Origin of the sequence: Planococcus lenghuensis (genome assembly GCF_001999905.1) — a bacterium.
Lineage (GTDB): Bacteria > Bacillota > Bacilli > Bacillales_A > Planococcaceae > Indiicoccus > Indiicoccus lenghuensis.
In genome coordinates this window covers 2,324,819-2,344,985 of record NZ_CP019640.1, presented here as the reverse complement: position 1 = coordinate 2,344,985, position 20,167 = coordinate 2,324,819, and the positions used below count along the sequence as shown (strand labels likewise).

The window sequence follows — 20,167 nt, the reverse complement described above, 5'->3', positions numbered from 1 at the left end:
GTTTTGAGGGGAGGTGACGATAATGGCAGAAGTAATGGAACGGGTGACGAAAGTCATCGTAGACCGTCTGGGCGTAGATGAAAGTGAAGTGAAGCCGGAAGCTTCTTTCCGTGATGATCTTGGTGCGGATTCTCTTGATGTGGTTGAACTTGTAATGGAGTTTGAAGACGAATTCGATATGGAGATTTCCGATGAAGACGCGGAAAACATCAAAACCGTCGGGGACGCAGTCAATTACATTGAAAGCAAACAATAAATGAAAAAATCAGCTGGCGCATACCCGGAGCTTACAGGCGAAGGGGTGCGTCAGTTGCTGTTTTGCACAACCGGCGAAAAACAGGTAAAATTAAAGAAAGATACAGCTAAGGAAGGCAGATTGCAAATGTCGATGAAACGAAAAAAAGAACATCAGCCGGGAGTGCTCCCGGAAGAAGCCCGCACGTCATTTGAGCGACTGCAGCAGGAGCTCGGCATCACATTTAAGCAGCCGACGCTGCTTTATCAAGCTTTTACCCATTCATCTTATGTGAATGAGCATCGGAAACGGTATTACACTGACAATGAACGTCTTGAATTTCTCGGGGATGCTGTTCTGGAGTTATCCGTATCCCATTACCTGTTCAAACATTATCCGAAAATGAGCGAAGGGGAGCTGACCAAGCTGCGCGCTGCAGTCGTATGCGAACCTTCTCTTGTGCTGTTTGCCAATGAGTTGGATTTCGGACGGTATGTTCTTCTTGGCAAAGGAGAAGAACTGACAGGGGGGCGCGAACGTCCGGCACTTCTTGCCGATGCGTTTGAATCGTTCGTGGGTGCCTTATACCTGGATCAGGGGCTGGAACCGGTCGTGCAGTTTTTGGAGCGTGTTCTGTTTCCGAAAGTTGAAATCGGTGCTTTTTCGCATGTGATGGACTATAAGAGCCAACTGCAGGAATTGATCCAGCAGAAAAACCGCGGGCCGCTTGTCTATGAAATTGTGGAAGAAAAAGGGCCGGCCCATAACCGGACGTTTGTAACAGAGGTAGCACTGGACAGCCAGGTGCTCGGCACGGGTGAAGGGCGTTCAAAAAAAGAAGCAGAACAGCAGGCAGCGATGGTCGCTATCCGTAAACTGCAGGGAAATACGGAGGGCTGACCATGTATTTGAAAAGACTTGAAGTGATCGGATTCAAGTCATTTGCCGATAGAATCGGCATCGATTTTGTGCCCGGCGTTACTGCGGTCGTGGGACCGAATGGCAGCGGAAAAAGCAATGTGACCGATGCCATCCGCTGGGTACTTGGCGAACAATCAGCCAAGTCCCTGCGCGGTTCGAAAATGGAAGATGTGATTTTTGCAGGAAGCGACTCCCGGAAACCGGTGAATTTTGCTGAAGTGACGCTCGTTCTGGATAACTCGGACGGGCGTCTTCCGCTTGATTACAGTGAAGTGAATGTAACCCGCCGTGTATTCCGGAGCGGCGACAGTGCGTACCTGCTGAATAAACAAGTATGCAGGCTGAAGGATATTACAGACCTGTTCATGGGGTCTGGCCTTGGGAAGGAAGCGTTCTCTGTTATTTCCCAGGGGCGTGTGGATGAAATTTTGAACAGTAAACCGGAGGACCGGCGCTCAATATTCGAAGAAGTGGCCGGTGTTCTGAAGTATAAACAGCGAAAGAAACAGGCTGAGGGAAGACTGGCGGAAACGGAAGAGAACCTGAATCGGGTAGCGGATATTCTGCATGAGCTGGATGGGCGGATGGAGCCGCTTAAGGCCCAAGCCGCTAAGGCGCGGGATTATCTATCCATGACCGCTGAACTGAAAGATGCAGACATCGCCCTCATGGCATACGACATTAAGCAGGGGCAGCAGGAGTTGGAAGCGTACCGCCGGGAAGCTGCGGATTTTGTGCAGGAACAGGAAGAGCGGTTCCGGGAAACAGAATCGCTGGAAGCCCGAGGTGCTAAAATCCGGCAAGAAATCACCAGGCTGGATACGGAGATTGATCATACCCAGCAGGCACTGGTGGAAGCGGCTGCAGAAACCGAAAGATGGGAAGGGCGGAAACTCCTGCTGTCGGAAAAACGCCAGAATGCTGAGCGGCAGACCGAACAGCTCGAACAGCGGCGGCAGACCGAACAGCGGGAGAATGAACGGCTGAATGCGATGCAGGCGGAGCAGGAAGAACGATACGAAGCTCTTCGAAAAGAACAGGCAGCTGAAGCGGTGGCCATACGGCAGCTTGAGGAAAAACTGAAATTGACACCGGCTGATCTGGAACGGGAGATCGAAGCGCAGAAGTCAATCTACATCGATCTGATGAATGAACAGGCGACCATCAAAAATGAATTAAAGAATATCGAGCTGCAGGAACTGCAGCTGACAGCTTCTTCCGAGCGTGTACAGCGACAGCGACAGCAGCTTGAGTCCGAGTTGGCGGTTCTCCGTTCAGGCAGAGAGCAGGCTGCCGCTGGGCTCAATGAAGTTCGGCAGCAGCTCGCCGGCCAGCGTGAGCAGTACCGGCAGGCACGGGAACAAGCGCTGGAAAAGCAAGCGGCAGCGACAGAAGAACAAGCCCGGTTTTCAGCTGCGGCGCAGCAGGAACAGCAGGTCGCTGCCCGGCTTGAGACCTTGAAAGAGCTGGAAGCAGATTTCTCAGGTTTTTTTCAAGGCGTCCGGGAAGTGCTGATTGCGCGGGAGAGAAATGAATTGACCGGTATCGCAGGAGCGGTCGCTGAAATGGCACATGTGGACGACCGCTATGCACGGGCGATTGAAACAGCGCTCGGTGCCTCAAGCCAGCACATCATCACGGAGACAGAAGGAGATGCACGGAAAGCAATCGAATTCCTTCGGAGAAGGCGGGCTGGAAGAGCCACGTTTCTGCCGCTGTCCGTCATGAAAGCACGCAGGCTTCCCGAAACATCCGCACGCTTGGTGAAAGCTCATCCATCCTTCGTCGGAATAGCAGCAGAACTCATCAGTTTCGAGTCGCCGTATCGGCAAGTGATGGAAAATCTGCTTGGCAGTGTGATTATAGCGAGCGAACTGAAAGGGGCAGGTGATATCGCCAAGCAGCTTGGCAACCGGTACAGAATTGTGACGCTTGACGGCGATATCATTAATGCCGGCGGGTCTATGACCGGAGGCGCGGGCCGGTCTCAGGTTTCTGTTTTTTCAAGAAAAGCGGAACTTGATCGTCTTACCGAACAGCTGGAGCAACTCCAGACAGAGGTACAAAATAGGGAAGCAGCTGTCCGGGTCGTCCGGGAACAGGCAGAACGGGCTGAACGGGAACTTGCTTCCCTGGCCGCTGCCGGTGAAACTGCCAGAGCGAAGGAAGCTGACCAGGCAGCAGAACTTCGGGAAACGGAAGCGCTGTACCGGACGGCCAAAGAACGATTTGACTTATTTCAGCGCGAGCAGGACGGCCGGATGCAGGATGCCGGAAGTCTGGACCATCGCAAAGCCGCTGCAAGAGACCGGCTGTCAGAACTGGAGAGTGAACTGGCAGCCGTATCACAGGATATTGACCGGATGAATGGGTTTAAACAGGAAAGCGATACGGCTCGCCAGGAAGTGCTGGACAGCTTATCCGTTAAAAAATCGGATCTGGCTGTCTTAAAAGAACGGCTCGGCCAATTGGCAGCTGGAAAGCAAGAACTGATACAGCAGCTGGAAAGAAGTGATAGGCTTCTGGCTGCTTATCGACGGGAACTGGATGAAGTCAGCGCTTCAGAGACCGCTGACTACTCAGACGAAGAGGTTCAGGCGAAAATCGCCTGCTGGTTGGGCGTCCGGGATAAAGCACAGACGGAAGTGCAGACGGCAAAGGAACAGCGCATAAACCGCAACAGCAATCTGGAGAAGCTTACTGCTGAACTGAAAGCGAAACAGCATAAGACTCAGGAATGTTCGGAAGCGCTGCATGCACTTGACGTAAAGGCTGCCCGGGTTGAAACACAGCTGAGCACACTTGCCGGTCAGCTCCGGGACGGTTATCAGCTTTCACTAAGGGAAGCAGAGCGGTACGAAATGCCGGATAGCGAACCGGTTGTCCGGAAAAATGTGCGGCTGCTGAAGCGGTCAATCGAGGAATTGGGGACCGTCAATGTAGATTCCATCGCTGAATATGATCAAGTGGCAGAGCGCCATAAGTTCTTAAATGATCAGCGCAGCGACCTGAATGAAGCAAAAGCGACGTTGCATACGGTCATCGGAGAAATGGATGAGGAAATGACGGTTCGTTTTGATGATACGTTCCATGCAATCCGGATCCAGTTCCAGCACGTCTTCCGGGAATTGTTTGGAGGGGGGTCTGCAGATCTCATATTGACGGATCCTGAAAATCTTCTGGAGACAGGAGTGGAGATCATTGCGCAGCCGCCGGGCAAGAAATTGCAGAACTTGAGCCTGCTTTCAGGCGGAGAGCGCGCACTGACAGCGATTGCACTGCTTTTTGCATCATTGAACATCCGCCCGGTGCCGTTCTGCATCCTCGATGAAGTAGAAGCGGCGCTTGATGAATCGAACGTGATCCGGTACAGTCAGTACTTGAAAAAATTCAGTGAGCAAACGCAATTCATCGTCATTACTCACCGAAAAGGCACAATGGAAGGGGCCGATGTGCTGTATGGCATTACCATGCAGGAGTCCGGTGTCTCAAAACTGGTGTCGGTGAAAGTGGAAGAACAAGTCTAGCACAGGAGGGACATGCTACTATGAGCTTTTTGAAAAAGCTGAAAGATAAGTTTACCGGAAATGCAGAAACGGAACAGACGACAGAAAAGTATGAGAAGGGTCTTGAGAAAACGAGGACCAGTTTCACATCCAAGATCAATGAGCTTGTCGCCAAGTACCGGAAAGTCGATGAAGACTTCTTTGAAGAGCTGGAAGAACTGCTGCTGCAGGCGGATGTCGGCTTTGAGACAGTCATGGAATTGATGGAAGAGCTGCGGTTTGAAGTGCAGCGCAAAAATGTAAAAGATACTTCGCAAGTACAATCGGTCATATCTGAAAAACTGGTTGAAATTTATGAAGCGGGAGAAGATCAGCCAAATGAGTTGAACATGCAGGAAGACCTTACTGTCATCCTGTTTGTCGGCGTAAATGGCGTCGGCAAAACGACAACGATCGGCAAACTGGCTCACCGCTTTAAAGAAGAAGGAAAATCCGTTGTTCTGGCTGCCGGTGATACATTCCGGGCTGGTGCAATTGAGCAGCTCGATGAATGGGGCAAGCGGGTCGGCGTGGATGTGATTAAACAGGCAGCAGGATCTGACCCGGCTGCCGTTATGTATGATGCGATCCGATCAGCCAAATCCCGCAAGGCGGATGTGCTGATCTGCGACACGGCGGGCCGGCTGCAGAACAAAGTCAATTTGATGAACGAGCTGCAGAAAGTGCATCGCGTAATCGGACGTGAACTTCCCGGAGCACCGCATGAAGTGCTGCTGGCGCTTGATGCAACCACGGGTCAGAATGCGCTTACGCAGGCCCAGATTTTCAAGGAAGCGACTGACGTTACCGGTATCGTGCTGACGAAACTGGACGGAACGGCGAAAGGCGGCATCGTGCTGGCAATCCGCAGCAAATTGAACATTCCGGTGAAATTTGTGGGACTTGGGGAGAAAATGGATGATCTTCAGCCGTTCGATCCACAAAAGTACGTTTATGGACTGTTTGCGGAAGGCTTGCAGCTGGAAGAGCAGGAGACAGAGCAAGACAAGTAATACTACTTGACAGTTGGTGGCCGGAAACGGTAAGGTAAATTGAAAAACACATGGAGGGAACGCTGATGATGGGGCTTGAAAAAACGACGCGCATGAATTTTCTGTTTGATTTCTATCAGGCGCTTCTCACTCCGAAACAGCGGAATTACATGGTGCTGTATTACCTGGATGATCTCTCGCTCGGTGAAATTGCCGCGGAGTATGAAGTTTCCCGGCAGGCTGTGTATGATAACATCCGGCGCACTGAAGCGATGCTTGAAGAATATGAAGCAAAATTGGGCTTATTTGAAAAGTTTGAGAACCGCCGCCGGCTGATTGAAGCTTTTGAAGAAGGTCCGTTCAGCAAAGAACGGACACAGACACTTCTGCTCCAGCTGATGGAATGGGAATAAGGAGGCTGAAGAACCGATGGCATTTGAAGGATTAGCCGAACGTCTGCAAGGGACGCTTCAGCGAGTCAAAGGCAAAGGGAAGCTATCTGAAGCCGACGTCAAGGAAATGATGCGCGAAGTGCGCTTCGCCTTGATCGAAGCGGACGTTAACTTGAAAGTAGTCAAGGGGTTTGTGAAAAAAGTCAGTGAGCGGGCAATTGGCCAGGATGTCATGAACAGTCTGACACCGGGTCAGCAGGTTGTTAAAATCGTTAAAGATGAGCTGACTGAACTGATGGGCGGCGAACAGAGCAAAGTGGAATTCGCTGCTAAAAGCCCGACTGTCATCATGATGGTCGGACTGCAGGGTGCCGGTAAAACAACAACGACGGGCAAGCTGGCAAATGTCCTGCGCAAGAAGAATAACCGGAAACCGTTGCTGGTTGCCGCTGATATTTACCGGCCGGCTGCGATTAAGCAGCTGGAAACAATCGGCAAGCAATTATCATTGCCGGTATTTTCGAAAGGGACCGATGTCTCGCCGGTGGAAATTGCCCGTCAGGCGATCGAACATGCCAAAGAAGAGCATCTGGATACGGTCATCATCGATACCGCCGGCCGGCTTCATGTAGACGAAGAGCTCATGCAGGAACTGAAGGATATCCGGGCATTGAAAGAGCCGGATGAAGTGTTTCTCGTCGTCGATGCAATGACCGGACAGGACGCCGTAAATGTAGCGCAGAGTTTCAATGAGCTGCTCGGCATTTCCGGTGTTATCCTCACAAAACTCGACGGTGATACGCGGGGTGGTGCTGCGCTGTCGGTTCGCTCAGTGACGGAGAAACCGATCAAATTTGTCGGGATGGGCGAAAAGCTGGACGCGCTTGAAGCATTCTATCCTGAACGTATGGCTTCACGTATTTTAGGCATGGGCGATATGCTGTCCCTGATCGAGAAAGCACAAACAAACATCGATGAGGAAAAAGCGAAGGAACTGGAAGAAAAGTTCCGGACCCAGTCTTTCACGTTCGATGATTTCCTCGATCAGCTTGGCCAAGTGAAGCAGATGGGGCCGCTTGATGAAATTCTGAAAATGATGCCAGGGGCCGGAAAGATCAAAGGGCTGGAAAACGCGAAAGTGGATGAAAGCCAGATGGGCCGCGTAGAAGCGATCATCTATTCCATGACCCCGCAGGAAAAGACCAATCCTGAAGTTATCAATGCGAATCGGCGCCGGCGGATCGCCAAAGGTTCCGGTACAACCATTCAGGATGTCAATCGTCTGCTGAAACAATTCGAGGATATGAAGAAAATGATGAAGCAAATGTCCAACATGAACCAAAAGGGCAAAAAGAAAGGAAAAATGCCGAATCTGGATGCATTTTTCAAGTAATTTGCATGTTAAGAAAAAACACTTTACAAACCGTATAATCGTTGATAATATAATGTCTTGTGTGAAACTATTCGGAGGTGCTTTAAAGAAATGGCAGTTAAAATTCGTTTGAAACGTATGGGAGCAAAAAAATCCCCTTTTTACCGTATCGTAGTCGCTGATTCACGTTCACCGCGTGATGGCCGTCAAATTGAGACAGTGGGAACTTACAACCCGCTTACAAAACCAGCTGAAGTCAAGATCGATGAAGAGCTTGCACTGAAATGGCTGCAGAATGGCGCAAAGCCATCTGATACTGTCCGCAACTTGTTTTCTCAAAACGGCATCATGGAGAAGTTCCATAACGCTAAACTGAACAAGTAAGGAGCGACTGCCGATGAAACAGCTGATCGAGACAATGGTGAAGCCGCTGGTGGATCATCCGGAAGAAGTCCGAATTGAAACAGAAGAAAGTGCAAACCGTATTGTCTGCAGCCTTTCCGTCCATCCCGAGGATATTGGAAAGGTGATCGGCAAACAGGGGCGGACTGCGAAAGCGATCCGTTCCATCGTTTATTCAGCGGCAGGTAATCACGAAGGCGGCAAGACCGTAGTCGTCAATATAGTGGATTGAAAGAGGAAGGAGCCCCGGTTCCTTCCTTTTTTGCTGAAAATCGGGCATAATTCAACTGTTCTCACCAATTCTCGTTAAACAGTTTAATCGCTGGATTTTAGTTTTATAGGATTATAAAGTAACTTTTCCCAATGCCATTCAGGTGGTAATGGGAACAAGGAGTGATCGGCAAGTGGAATGGTTCAATGTAGGAAAAATTGTGAATACGCACGGAATCCGCGGGGAAGTGCGGGTGCTGGCACGTACCGATTTCCCGGAAGAGCGCTTTGCAGAAGGTGCGAAGCTGGGTGTATTCAAACCGGATGCTAAAAAACCGGTGACCGTTAAGGTGGCCAGTCACCGCCGGCACAAGAATTTTGATCTTCTGACGTTTGAAGGGTATTCAAATATCAATGACGTGCTTGAGTTCAAAAATGCAGAGCTGCGTGTAGCGGAACATGAACTTGTGGAACTGGAAGAAAACGAGTATTACTATCATGAAATTATCGGATGCACGGTTGTAACTGATGAAGGACGGGAAATCGGTGTGATCACAGAAATTCTTGAAACCGGTGCGAATGATGTGTGGGCAGTAAAACCACAGACAGGGAAAGAGCAGTACATCCCGTATATCGAAGACGTCGTGAAGGAAATTGATGTCGACGAAAAACGGGTTGTCATCGAGCTGATGGAAGGGCTGCTGTCCGAATGAACATCCAAGTGCTGTCCCTGTTTCCAGGCATGTTTGAAGGGGTCTTCCAGCAGTCCATCATGAAGAAAGCCCAAGACAAGGGAGCGGTCACATTAGGAGTCACGGATTTCCGGGAATTCGCTGATAACAAGCGCCAGGTTGATGATTATCCGTATGGCGGAGGAGCGGGCATGGTTCTGAAGCCGGAACCGGTCTTCCGGGCGGCGGAAGCTGTCACCGAGAACCGGAAACCCCGCATCATTCTGATGTGTCCGCAAGGTGAGCGGTTTACCCAGCAGAAAGCGGAAGAACTTGCACAGGAAGAAGAATTGGTTTTTATCTGCGGCCATTACGAAGGCTATGATGAGCGGATTCGTGAGCATCTTGTCACCGATGAAATTTCCATCGGAGATTTTGTGCTGACCGGCGGTGAACTCGCGGCAATGACGGTCATCGACAGTGTTGTGCGTCTTCTGCCGGGCGTGCTTGGAAATGCGGAATCCCCGGTCAGCGATTCATTTTCAACCGGATTCCTGGAACATCCGCATTACACGCGACCTGCTGAATTCCGCGGTCTTACTGTGCCTGAAGTACTGACCGGCGGCAATCACGCGAAAATCGATGCCTGGCGCGAAGAACAGGCATTGAAACGCACGCTGGAGCGCCGGCCGGATTTGTTGGAGCAGGCTACTCTGACAGATACACAGAAAAAACTGCTCGAAAAATTGAAGTCCAATCTGAAATAAAACCTGGACTGCTTGCAGTCAGGACGATTTAATGATAGGATATATTTTGTGCTTCTATGTCAAGTACAGTATTACGGTGTTCCGCTGCGATGGCAACAGACGCAAGAACATCTGTAGAAGGAGAGAAAATCATGCAGCAAATTATTTCAGAGATCACAAAAGAACAGCTTCGTTCAGATCTGCCGGCATTCCGTCCGGGGGATACTGTCCGCGTCCACGTGAAAGTAGTCGAGGGTACACGCGAACGTATCCAGCTCTTCGAAGGTGTTGTCATCAAGCGCCGTGGAGGCGGAATCAGTGAAACATTCACAGTCCGCAAAATCTCTTATGGTGTCGGTGTTGAACGTACATTCCCTGTGCATACGCCGAAAATCGCAACGCTTGAAGTGGTTCGTCGCGGTAAAGTACGCCGTGCGAAACTGTACTACTTGCGCAATCTGCGCGGTAAAGCAGCCCGCATCAAAGAAATCCGATAAAAATGCAGTAAGAAAAGAGGGCATTGCGCCCTCTTTTTTTGCGTATTGGACCTTCAGATTGTACAATTAGAACAGAAAATGGGGGAGATCATGGGGACAGAAGCGAAGCAAAAAAATGAATTATGGGAATGGTCAAAAGCGCTGCTTATCGCATTCGGCCTTGCAGCAATCATTCGTTTTTTCTTTTTTGCACCAATTGTGGTTGATGGAGAATCCATGATGCCGACACTGGAAAATGGCGACCGGATGATTGTCAATAAAATCGGGTATGAAATTGGCGAGCCGGATCGTTTTGATATCGTTGTTTTTCATGCGGATGAAGAAAAAGATTTCATTAAGCGGGTAATAGGAGTTCCCGGCGACCATGTAGCTTATGAAGATGACCAGTTATATATAAATGGAGAGCCGGTTGAAGAACCATATCTCGAGGAATTACAGGCAATTACCGAGGGGAGTCTGACAGAAGATTTTACGCTGGAAGATGTTGCGATGGGTAAGAGTACAATTCCGGAAGGATATGTGTTTGTGCTGGGTGATAACCGAAGAGCAAGCAAAGACAGTCGATATATCGGCCTTGTGCCGATTGATGAGATTGTCGGCAGTACCCAGATCGTCTTTTGGCCTTTTGAAGACGTAGGGTTTGTGGAGTAAGGAGGACAGGCATGACAATTCAATGGTTTCCCGGACATATGGCGAAAGCCCGCCGGGAAGTAACGGAAAAACTGAAGTTAGTGGATATTATTTTTGAACTTGTGGATGCGCGCCTTCCGCTCTCATCCCGCAATCCGATGATCGATGAAGTCACAGGGCAGAAGCCGCGGCTGATCATTTTAAATAAAGCGGACATGGCGGATGAGGCGGAGACGAAAAAGTGGATTCGCTATTTCAAGGAACAGGGTCTGCAGGCGGTGGCGATCAATTCACTTGAAGGAAAGGGACTGCAGCAAGTGACAAAAGCAGCCAAAGAGATCCTGATCGAAAAATGGGACCGGATGCGTGCAAAAGGCATGAAACCGCGTGCGATCCGCGCCATGATTGTCGGTATTCCAAATGTCGGAAAATCGACGCTCATCAACCGGCTTGCCAAGAAGAACCTGGCGAAAACCGGCAATATGCCCGGCGTTACGAAAGCACAGCAGTGGATTAAAGTGGGAAAAGAGATTGAACTGCTGGATACCCCCGGTATTTTATGGCCGAAGTTCGAGGACCCGGAAACCGGCTATAAACTGGCACTGACAGGTGCGATCAAGGACTCGGTCGTGGAAATGCAGGACTTGGCCATTTATGGGCTGAAGTTCTTATCCAGCCGCTACCCGGCAAAACTTCTGGACCGGTATGGACTCGAAGAAGTGGACGAAGAAATAGTCCATACATTTGATCATATCGGCAGGAAACGGAATATATTAGAAGGTGGCGGCGAAGTGGACTACGAGATGACTGCGGAAGCAATTGTCCGCGATGTGCGGAATGGGGCGCTTGGCAGGCTGACTTTCGACCGGACTGAGGAAGCCGCCGGATGATCTGTAAAGAAAAGAGACCTTTTCGCCAGCTGGCGAAAAGGTCTTTTTCAAATTGTGGTTTCAGTATGAAAGAGAAGGGGAGATTAATATGACGACAGCAGAAATAAAACAGCAGCTGCTCGAAACAACGGAATGGCAGCCGTGGATGACTGCGCTTGAGCAGGATAGCCGAAAAAGCGTCCGGCAGCTTCTGAAGAGCTGGCAGAAAAGGCGGGCAAAGCTGGATGAGTTTCATAGAAACCATCAGGAGAAACAGCGGTTTGATCAATTCTACAGACAGACATACCAAGGGACTGTAGCCGGTACGGACGAAGCGGGAAGAGGGCCGCTGGCTGGTCCACTCGTGACTGCAGCAGTGGTTTTGCCGGAAGAGTGTCCAGAACTTATAGGTCTCAACGATTCAAAACAATTGTCACGGGAGCAGCGGGAATCATTTGAAGTGCTGGTGAAAAAAAGCGCCCTTGGTTTTTCAGTGCATATCACACCGCCCGAAATCATCGATGAACTGAATATTTACCAAGCCACCCGCCAGTCCATGACAGAAGCAGTCCGATCATTGGGGATCCGGCCCGCAGTCGTGCTTGCAGATGCGATGCGGTTGGATGTGCCGATGCCATGTGAACCGATCGTGAAAGGAGATACGCAAAGTCTTGCAATTGCTGCTGCGTCGGTTCTCGCAAAAACAGAGCGGGATCGGCTGATGCGGTCGTATGCCGCTGTTTACCCGGGATATGGATTTGAACAAAACGCAGGTTATGGCACGGCGGTCCACTTGGCCGCACTCGAGCATCAGGGGGTCACGCCGATTCATCGCCGGACTTTTGAACCCGTAAAAAGTATGCTGGAAAACAGATAAAATGGAAATCCGAACTAAAATTCCGGAAAAGAAATAGTTACTGCGCAGAAGGGAATTTCCTAACATCGGTTGGTACTGTGGACATTTTGTGTCGACTCAACTACAATGGAAAAGGCAGTAAAATAACTTGACATATGGTTGATTGGAGGATGAATGATGAATATCCATGAATATCAGGGGAAACAAATCCTCAGACAGTATGGAGTAGCAGTTCCAGAAGGCCATGTAGCATTCTCGCCTGAGGAAGCTGTGAAAGTGGCAAAAGAGCTGAGCTCAGACGTCACTGTCGTAAAAGCACAGATTCACGCGGGCGGCCGCGGCAAAGCGGGCGGTGTTAAACTTGCAAAGAACCTGGACGATGTCCGTGCCTACGCAAAGGAATTGCTCGGTAAAGTGCTCGTTACACATCAGACAGGTCCTGAAGGCAAAGAAGTCAAACGCCTGTACATCGAAGAAGGAAGCGACATCCAGAAAGAGTACTATCTCGGGCTTGTGCTCGACCGTGAAACATCCCGTGTGACTCTGATGGGGTCTGAAGAAGGCGGAATGGATATTGAGGAAGTGGCAGCGAATACACCGGAGCGGATTTTCTATGAAGAAATCGATCCGGTTGTCGGACTGACTGGTTTTCAGGCGCGTCGCATGGCATTCAATATCAACATTCCGGCAAAACTCGTCAACAAAGCGGCAAAATTGATGCTCGGCCTTTATCAGGCATACTCGGAAAAAGATGCGTCGATCGTTGAGATCAATCCGCTCGTTGTAACAGGCGACGGACAGGTTGTAGCACTCGATGCGAAATTCAATTTTGACGAAAACTCACTGTATCGCCATTCAGACATTGTTGACATGCGTGATTATGATGAGGAAGATCCGAAAGAAATTGAAGCTTCGAAGTATGACTTGAGCTATATCTCGCTTGATGGCAATATCGGCTGTATGGTAAATGGCGCCGGTCTTGCAATGGCGACAATGGATACGATTAATTACTACGGCGGATCACCCGCAAACTTCCTTGACGTTGGGGGCGGTGCGACTGCTGAAAAAGTAACGGAAGCATTCAAAATCATCCTTTCTGACAAAAACGTAAAGGGTATCTTTGTTAACATTTTTGGCGGCATCATGAAGTGTGATGTTATTGCAGAAGGTGTTATTGCGGCTGCGAAAGAAGTAAGCCTCGAAGTGCCATTAGTCGTGCGTCTTGAAGGAACGAATGTTGAACAAGGGAAGAAAATGCTGAACGAATCAGGACTTAATATTATTGCAGCTGGCTCTATGGCAGACGGCGCGCAAAAGATCGTTGAACTTGTAGGCTAAGAAGGGCAGGGGACAATCAATGAGCGTATATATTAACAAAGACACAAAAGTGCTTGTACAAGGGATTACAGGGTCGACTGCCCTGTTCCATACAAAGCAGATGCTTGAATATGGCACAAAAATCGTCGCTGGGGTAACACCTGGTAAAGGCGGCACTGAAGTTGAAGGCGTACCTGTTTTCAATACAGTTGAAGATGCCGTAAAAGAAACTGGCGCAAACGTATCGGTTATTTACGTACCTGCTGCATTCGCTGCAGATGCGATTCTTGAAGCGGTTGATGCGGAACTCGATATGGCCATTTGTATTACTGAACATATTCCGGTTCTTGATATGGTAAAAGTGAAGCGCTACATGGAAGGCAAGAAAACGCGTCTCGTCGGACCGAACTGCCCGGGCGTTATCACTCCGGAAGAATGCAAAATCGGCATCATGCCGGGATACATCCATAAAAAAGGTCATGTCGGTGTTGTTTCCCGCTCCGGCACACTGACGTACGAAGCGGTTCACCAGCTTTCTCAGGAAGGTATCGGCCAGTCAACGGCTGTCGGTATCGGCGGAGACCCGGTGAATGGCACAAACTTCATCGATGTGCTGAAGGCATTCAATGAAGATGAAGACACATATGCGGTTGTCATGATCGGTGAAATCGGCGGTACAGCTGAAGAAGAAGCAGCTGAGTGGATTAAAGCGAACATGACCAAACCGGTCGTCGGTTTCATCGGCGGGCAGACAGCACCTCCAGGGAAGCGCATGGGCCATGCAGGTGCCATCATTTCCGGCGGTAAAGGAACAGCGGCTGATAAAATTGAAGCGATGAATGCTGCAGGTATTGAAGTAGCGGACACGCCTTCAGTGATCGGCGAAACACTGATTAAAGTAGTGAAAGAAAAAGGACTGTACGACAAAGTCAAAACCCATTAAGATGAAAGTAAGGCGCACCCGTGGCGGTGCGCCTTATTCTTATGGAATAAGGGAGGAACACGATGAGCGCAACAGTGACTGAACGATTGCTGGCTTTGCATTACATCTATCCAAAACCATTCAACCGGATTGCCTCACTTTTGACAGAAGATCCGGATCTGATGTATTTGCAACGGCGCCCGGCGCGGGAGCTTGCCCATTGCCTGAGAATCCCCCAAGAACAGGCCGCTTTGCTGAAAACCCTGTACAGTGAATCCCTCCAAAGACCTTATCTGCAGCTTTACGAAAAACACAGCATTATTCCCATCCCCATCTATCATCCTGATTATCCCGAAAGCCTGACGGAACTGATTGACCCGCCGGCTGTTCTCTACTGCAAAGGGAATCCGGCGTTTCTAAGGGATCCAAAGCGCATTGCCATTGTCGGATCCAGGAAAGCGACCGAGTACTCCCTAACGGCTATTGAGCGTCTTGTGCCAGCACTCGCCGAACATGGTTATACAGTCATCAGCGGTTTGGCAAAGGGAGCTGATGCCATGGCTCATGCAGCGGCTATCCGGGCTGGAGGACGCACCATTGCAGTGACAGGAAGCGGATTCAGTCACCCTTATCCGAAAGAAAATCAGACCCTTCAGCATATAATGGAAGAAACGCAGCTCGTGATCACCGAGTACCCGCCATACATGACACCGAAACGCTGGAATTTCCCGTTGCGAAACCGGATTATCAGCGGATTGTCCAAAGGAATTGCAGTAACGGAAGCGGAATTGAAAAGCGGGACACTTTCCACAATTGAGCATGGTCTCGAACATGGAAAGGATATTTTCGCAGTGCCCGGTCCTATCCATTCAAAGCTCTCAGAAGGGCCGAACCAGCTGATTGCCGAAGGCGCGAAACCGGTATGGAATGGCCTTCAGATTCTTGAAGAATACGAAGAATTAGGGCCGGTCTGAATGCGATTGAAACATAAAAACCTTGCATTCAGCCAGAAACTGTATTACATTTTGCATCAGGTATCAATTTAGAACGAAATTTTAAGTACCTCTATAAGGAGGAACCGGTATGGCTGACTTTTTAGTCATTGTTGAATCGCCGGCAAAGGCGAAAACAATTGAACGTTATTTAGGAAAAAAGTATAAAGTGAAGGCTTCACTCGGCCATTTGATCGATTTGCCGAAAAGTCAGATGGGTGTCGACGTTGAACATGATTACGAACCAAAGTACATTACGGTTCGCGGTAAAGGCCCTATCCTTCAAGAGCTGAAAACCCAGGCGAAAAAAGCGAAGAAAGTCTATCTCGCAGCTGACCCCGACAGAGAAGGGGAAGCGATCGCCTGGCATTTGGCACACGCGCTGAATATTGATGTCGATTCGGATTGCCGCGTCGTATTCAATGAAATCACGAAAGATGCAATCAAAGAGTCCTTCAAAAATCCGCGTGCCATCGATATGGATCTTGTTGATGCACAACAAGCCCGCCGCGTACTTGACCGGCTGGTCGGCTACAGCATCAGCCCGCTATTGTGGAAGAAAGTGAAAAAAGGACTCTCCGCAGGCCGGGTACAATCGGTCGCATTGAAACTGATCATTGACCGGGAGAACGAAGTGAAAAATTTCACACCGGAAGAGTACTGGACCATCGGCGCCGAATTCGAAAAAGATAAAAAAGCGTTTGAAGCTCAGTATTACGGTTCCGGCGGGAAGAAAGCGGAACTGAAAAACGAAGAAGAAGTCAACCAGGTACTGGCGACTATGCAAGGCGACGAATTCGAAGTCATCAGCGTAGTGAAAAAAGAACGGAAACGTAATTCATCCGCTTCGTTCACGACTTCTTCTCTTCAGCAGGAAGCAGCCCGGAAGCTGAACTTCCGGGCCAGAAAGACCATGATGCTCGCCCAGCAGCTATATGAAGGGATTCAATTGGGCAAAAAAGAAGGAAGCGTCGGTCTGATTACGTACATGCGGACGGACTCAACCCGAATTTCAGATACAGCCAAAAATGAAGCAAGTGCATTCATTACAGAAGAATATGGAAAAGAATATCTTTCGGCGAAGGGGCAGGCGAAGCAGTCGGGGAAAGCGCAGGATGCCCACGAGGCTGTCCGGCCGACAAGTGTGGCGAGAACGCCTGCATCTGTGAAAGACTTTCTGTCCCGCGATCAATACCGGCTGTATAAGCTGATCTGGGAGCGATTCCTGGCGAGTCAGATGGCTCCTGCCATCCTCGATACAGTGACGGCAGAACTGAAAAACGGCGAAGCGATTTTCCGGGCAAATGGTTCTCAGGTGAAGTTTCCCGGTTTCATGAAGCTGTACGTGGAAGGGTCAGATGACCAGAAAGAAGAAAAAGATAATGTGTTACCTGAACTGGCGGAAGGTGATTTCGTCAAAGCCCAGCATATCGACCCGAGGCAGCATTTCACTCAGCCGCCGCCGCGGTTCACTGAGGCGCGTCTTGTAAAGACGATGGAAGAACTGGGCATCGGTCGGCCATCAACGTATGCACCGACGCTGGATACGATTCAGCGCCGTGGATATGTCACCCTGGATGCTAAAAAGTTCATCCCGACGGAACTTGGAGAAATCGTTCATGAATTGATGGTTGAGTTCTTTCCGGATGTTGTCAATATTAAGTTCACTGCAAAAATGGAACATGATTTGGATGCAGTTGAGGATGGCAATGTAAGATGGGTCGAAATCATCGATGAATTTTACAAGGATTTCGGAAAGCACGTGGAAGTGGCGGAAGAAGAAATGGAAAAGGTGCAGATCAAGGATGAGCCAGCCGGCGAAGACTGCGAACATTGCGGATCGCCGATGGTGTATAAGCTTGGCCGCTATGGCAAATTCATGGCTTGCAGCAATTTTCCGGAATGCCGCAACACGAAAGCAATCGTCAAAGGCACAGGGGTTACCTGCCCGCTTTGCAAAGAAGGCGAAGTCGTGGAGCGGAAAAGCAAGAAAAAGCGTATTTTTTATGGCTGTGACCGCTATCCTGAGTGCGAGTTCATTTCCTGGGACAAGCCGGTTGAACGGCCGTGTCCGAAATGTCAGAGTCTGCTTGTTGAAAAGCGGTCTAAAAAAGGCGTGCAGATCCAGTGCACGGAGTGTGATTATAAAGAGGAAACAACCTAACCCTGCGGCTTCCTGCCCGGGCGGTTGTATGACCCGCATCCTGCGGGCCCGGGGAAACAACCTAACTCTGCAGCACTGTGCCGTGAAGGTATTAAGAGGCTGGAGAAACAGCGTGAATTCCGCGCTGGCAATCAATGAACTGAGGTGGACATCATGACGAAAACAGTAAATGTAATCGGTGCCGGCCTTGCCGGCAGTGAAGCAGCCTGGCAAATCGCGAAGCGAGGGGTAAATGTCCGGCTGTATGAAATGCGCCCGGTCCGGCAAACGCCCGCTCACCATACGGATAAATTCGCAGAGCTTGTGTGCAGTAATTCGCTTCGGGCAAATGCGCTGACCAATGCCGTCGGCGTCATTAAAGAAGAAATGCGGCGGCTCGACTCGGTTATCATCGACTCTGCAGACCGGGCGTCTGTCCCTGCGGGAGGGGCATTGGCAGTTGATCGGCATGAATTTGCAGGTGCGGTCACGGAAAAAGTCCGCAATCATCCGCTTGTGGAAGTCATAAACGAAGAAGTGACCGAGATTCCGGAAGGCATTACCATCATTGCGACAGGCCCGCTGACTTCTCCTGACCTGGCACAAAAAATCCGAAAACTGACGGGTGAGGATTACCTGTATTTTTATGATGCAGCTGCACCGATTGTGGAAAAAGACAGCATTGATATGGATAAGGTATACTTGAAGTCCCGCTATGATAAAGGGGAAGCTGCTTACCTGAATTGTCCGATGAACAAGGAGGAATTCATGCGGTTTTATGAAGCGCTCATTTCCGCTGAAGTGGTACCGCTGAAAGAGTTTGAAAAAGAAATTTACTTTGAAGGCTGTATGCCGATTGAAGTGATGGCAGCGCGCGGAGAGAAGACGATGACATTCGGTCCGATGAAACCGGTCGGTCTTGAAGATCCCAAAACCGGCAAGCGGCCATATGCGGTTGTTCAATTGCGACAGGACGACGCAGCGGGCACATTATATAACATTGTCGGTTTTCAGACACATCTCAAATGGGGTGCTCAGAAAGAAGTCCTGCGGCTTATCCCGGGTCTTGAGAACGTGGAGATCGTCCGCTATGGAGTTATGCACCGCAATACCTTCATCAATTCACCGCGTGTGCTTAAACCGACATATCAGCTGAAAGCGAAGCCGGATCTCTTCTTCGCCGGCCAGATGACCGGCGTGGAAGGCTATGTTGAATCTGCAGGGAGCGGCCTGTTGGCAGGCATAAATGCCGCCAAACTGGCACTTGGCGAGGATTTGCTTGTCTTTCCGGCCGAGACGGCACTCGGCAGTATGGCACGTTATATTACGGAAGCTGATGCAAAGAACTTCCAGCCCATGAACATTAATTTCGGTCTGTTTCCGGATTTGGGAGAACGGATCAAGTCCAAGCAGGAGCGGGCCGAAAAGCATTCAGACCGGGCACTGACAACAATTCAAAATTTTATGAACAGCGTACCGGTTTAATTGCGCAAAGCCTCTGAATTTTGATATAATTTAGAGGCTTTTGTTGTGGAGAAAGGCGGGTGTAAGAGATGAATAGAGAAGTGATGCTTGATTCGTATATGACATACATCCAGCTTGAAAAAAACTATTCCATACATACGGTCACTCACTACCGGAAGGACCTCGAAGACTTTTTTGCTTTCCTTGATGCGGAAGGAACGGCAGATATCCGGGAAGTGGAGTATTTGCATGCCCGAAATTACGTGGCCGCATTGTATGAACAGTCGTTTTCCCGCGCGACGGTGTCCCGGAAAATCTCGGCTGTCCGTTCTTTTTTCAAATATTGCAGCCGGGAGTTCGGCTTGAGCGAAGAAGCTTTCCGCTCGCTGCATCACCCGAAAAAACACGAGCGGCTGCCTCGGTTTTTTTATGAGGAAGAACTGGAAGCGCTGTTTGAATCCATTGCCGGAGAAGATAAGTTATCCATCCGCAATCTTGCGCTGTTCGAGTTGCTGTATGCTACCGGTATGCGGGTCAGCGAGTGCACCTCGATCCGTCTCATGGACTTGGACCGGACCATGCATATTGTGAAAGTGCTGGGGAAAGGAAAGAAAGAGCGTTATATTCCTTATGGCCAGTTCGCGCATGATGCGCTGGAACTTTACATGGAAGAAGCACGTCCAAGACTGATGAAGAATCAGAACCATACCATGCTGTTTGTCAATAACCGGGGAGAACCGCTGACCGACCGCGGAATCCGCTATATCCTCTCAGAGTGCATCAAGAAGGCATCACTGAATGGTGCCGTCTACCCGCATATGATCAGGCATACCTTTGCTACACACCTGCTGAATAATGGCGCGGATATGCGGACCGTCCAGGAATTGCTTGGGCACGCTCATTTATCTTCTACACAAGTATATACGCACGTGACAAAAGAACATTTGCGCAAGACCTATTTGAATGCGCATCCAAGAGCCTGAAGGAGGTA

The 20,167-nt window shown here is 49.8% G+C and carries 20 protein-coding genes; all 20 read left to right on the top strand.

The features are described from left to right. Positions 1–22: 22 nt before the first annotated feature. The 20 genes from B0X71_RS12065 (at position 23) to xerC (ending at position 20,159) form a co-directional block, all read left to right on the top strand. Entirely contained in the window at positions 23–256 is a 234-nt protein-coding gene (locus B0X71_RS12065; protein ID WP_077589651.1) for an acyl carrier protein, read from the top strand. 126 nt (positions 257–382) lie between these two features. Next, a complete protein-coding gene (rnc, locus tag B0X71_RS12060) occupies positions 383–1,135 on the top strand; it encodes a ribonuclease III (RefSeq protein WP_077590985.1) in 753 nt (250 codons plus the stop codon). 2 nt (positions 1,136–1,137) lie between these two features. Further along, positions 1,138–4,683, top strand: coding sequence for a chromosome segregation protein SMC (smc, locus tag B0X71_RS12055; protein WP_077589650.1), 3,546 nt, complete (start codon positions 1,138–1,140; stop codon positions 4,681–4,683). 20 nt (positions 4,684–4,703) lie between these two features. Further along, positions 4,704–5,714, top strand: a complete 1,011-nt coding sequence (gene ftsY / locus B0X71_RS12050) for a signal recognition particle-docking protein FtsY (protein WP_077589649.1) — start codon at positions 4,704–4,706, stop codon at positions 5,712–5,714. A 68-nt stretch (positions 5,715–5,782) separates the two neighbouring features. Next, positions 5,783–6,106, top strand: a complete 324-nt coding sequence (locus tag B0X71_RS12045; RefSeq protein ID WP_077590984.1) for a putative DNA-binding protein — start codon at positions 5,783–5,785, stop codon at positions 6,104–6,106. A gap of 16 nt (positions 6,107–6,122) precedes the next feature. Continuing rightward, positions 6,123–7,478: a signal recognition particle protein gene (ffh, locus tag B0X71_RS12040; protein WP_077589648.1), complete on the top strand. Its 1,356-nt coding sequence runs from the start codon at positions 6,123–6,125 to the stop codon at positions 7,476–7,478. A gap of 90 nt (positions 7,479–7,568) precedes the next feature. Beyond that, positions 7,569–7,841, top strand: a complete 273-nt coding sequence (gene rpsP / locus B0X71_RS12035) for a 30S ribosomal protein S16 (protein WP_077589647.1) — start codon at positions 7,569–7,571, stop codon at positions 7,839–7,841. 13 nt (positions 7,842–7,854) lie between these two features. Further along, positions 7,855–8,091 (top strand): KH domain-containing protein, encoded by a 237-nt coding sequence (locus B0X71_RS12030; protein WP_077589646.1) that lies wholly within the window; start codon positions 7,855–7,857, stop codon positions 8,089–8,091. A gap of 172 nt (positions 8,092–8,263) precedes the next feature. Then, complete coding sequence (gene rimM / locus B0X71_RS12025) at positions 8,264–8,782, top strand: ribosome maturation factor RimM (protein WP_077589645.1); 519 nt, start codon at positions 8,264–8,266, stop codon at positions 8,780–8,782. Next, positions 8,779–9,507 carry a tRNA (guanosine(37)-N1)-methyltransferase TrmD gene (gene trmD / locus B0X71_RS12020; RefSeq protein ID WP_077589644.1) on the top strand — a complete coding sequence of 243 codons (729 nt, stop codon included), beginning with the start codon at positions 8,779–8,781 and terminating at the stop codon, positions 9,505–9,507. Before rimM ends, trmD begins: the two co-directional genes overlap by 4 nt. A gap of 131 nt (positions 9,508–9,638) precedes the next feature. Then, the gene (gene rplS / locus B0X71_RS12015) at positions 9,639–9,983 is read left to right on the top strand and encodes a 50S ribosomal protein L19 (RefSeq protein ID WP_077589643.1); all 345 of its coding nucleotides are present in this window, start codon (positions 9,639–9,641) and stop codon (positions 9,981–9,983) included. A 90-nt stretch (positions 9,984–10,073) separates the two neighbouring features. Beyond that, a complete protein-coding gene (gene lepB, locus B0X71_RS12010) occupies positions 10,074–10,634 on the top strand; it encodes a signal peptidase I (protein ID WP_077589642.1) in 561 nt (186 codons plus the stop codon). Between the two features lie 11 nt (positions 10,635–10,645). Continuing rightward, positions 10,646–11,503: a ribosome biogenesis GTPase YlqF gene (gene ylqF, locus B0X71_RS12005; RefSeq protein WP_077589641.1), complete on the top strand. Its 858-nt coding sequence runs from the start codon at positions 10,646–10,648 to the stop codon at positions 11,501–11,503. Positions 11,504–11,591: 88 nt separating this feature from the next. Continuing rightward, positions 11,592–12,359 carry a ribonuclease HII gene (locus tag B0X71_RS12000; RefSeq protein WP_077589640.1) on the top strand — a complete coding sequence of 256 codons (768 nt, stop codon included), beginning with the start codon at positions 11,592–11,594 and terminating at the stop codon, positions 12,357–12,359. Between the two features lie 156 nt (positions 12,360–12,515). Continuing rightward, positions 12,516–13,676: an ADP-forming succinate--CoA ligase subunit beta gene (gene sucC, locus B0X71_RS11995; RefSeq protein WP_077589639.1), complete on the top strand. Its 1,161-nt coding sequence runs from the start codon at positions 12,516–12,518 to the stop codon at positions 13,674–13,676. 19 nt (positions 13,677–13,695) lie between these two features. Then, entirely contained in the window at positions 13,696–14,598 is a 903-nt protein-coding gene (sucD, locus tag B0X71_RS11990; RefSeq protein WP_077589638.1) for a succinate--CoA ligase subunit alpha, read from the top strand. A 62-nt stretch (positions 14,599–14,660) separates the two neighbouring features. Continuing rightward, positions 14,661–15,551 carry a DNA-processing protein DprA gene (gene dprA, locus B0X71_RS11985; protein ID WP_077589637.1) on the top strand — a complete coding sequence of 297 codons (891 nt, stop codon included), beginning with the start codon at positions 14,661–14,663 and terminating at the stop codon, positions 15,549–15,551. A gap of 109 nt (positions 15,552–15,660) precedes the next feature. Further along, positions 15,661–17,733 carry a type I DNA topoisomerase gene (topA, locus tag B0X71_RS11980; RefSeq protein WP_077589636.1) on the top strand — a complete coding sequence of 691 codons (2,073 nt, stop codon included), beginning with the start codon at positions 15,661–15,663 and terminating at the stop codon, positions 17,731–17,733. Positions 17,734–17,886: 153 nt separating this feature from the next. Further along, on the top strand, positions 17,887–19,197 hold the full coding sequence (trmFO, locus tag B0X71_RS11975) for an FADH(2)-oxidizing methylenetetrahydrofolate--tRNA-(uracil(54)-C(5))-methyltransferase TrmFO (RefSeq protein WP_077589635.1): 1,311 nt from the start codon (positions 17,887–17,889) through the stop codon (positions 19,195–19,197). A 68-nt stretch (positions 19,198–19,265) separates the two neighbouring features. Further along, positions 19,266–20,159: a tyrosine recombinase XerC gene (xerC, locus tag B0X71_RS11970; protein ID WP_077589634.1), complete on the top strand. Its 894-nt coding sequence runs from the start codon at positions 19,266–19,268 to the stop codon at positions 20,157–20,159. Positions 20,160–20,167: the final 8 nt, after the last annotated feature.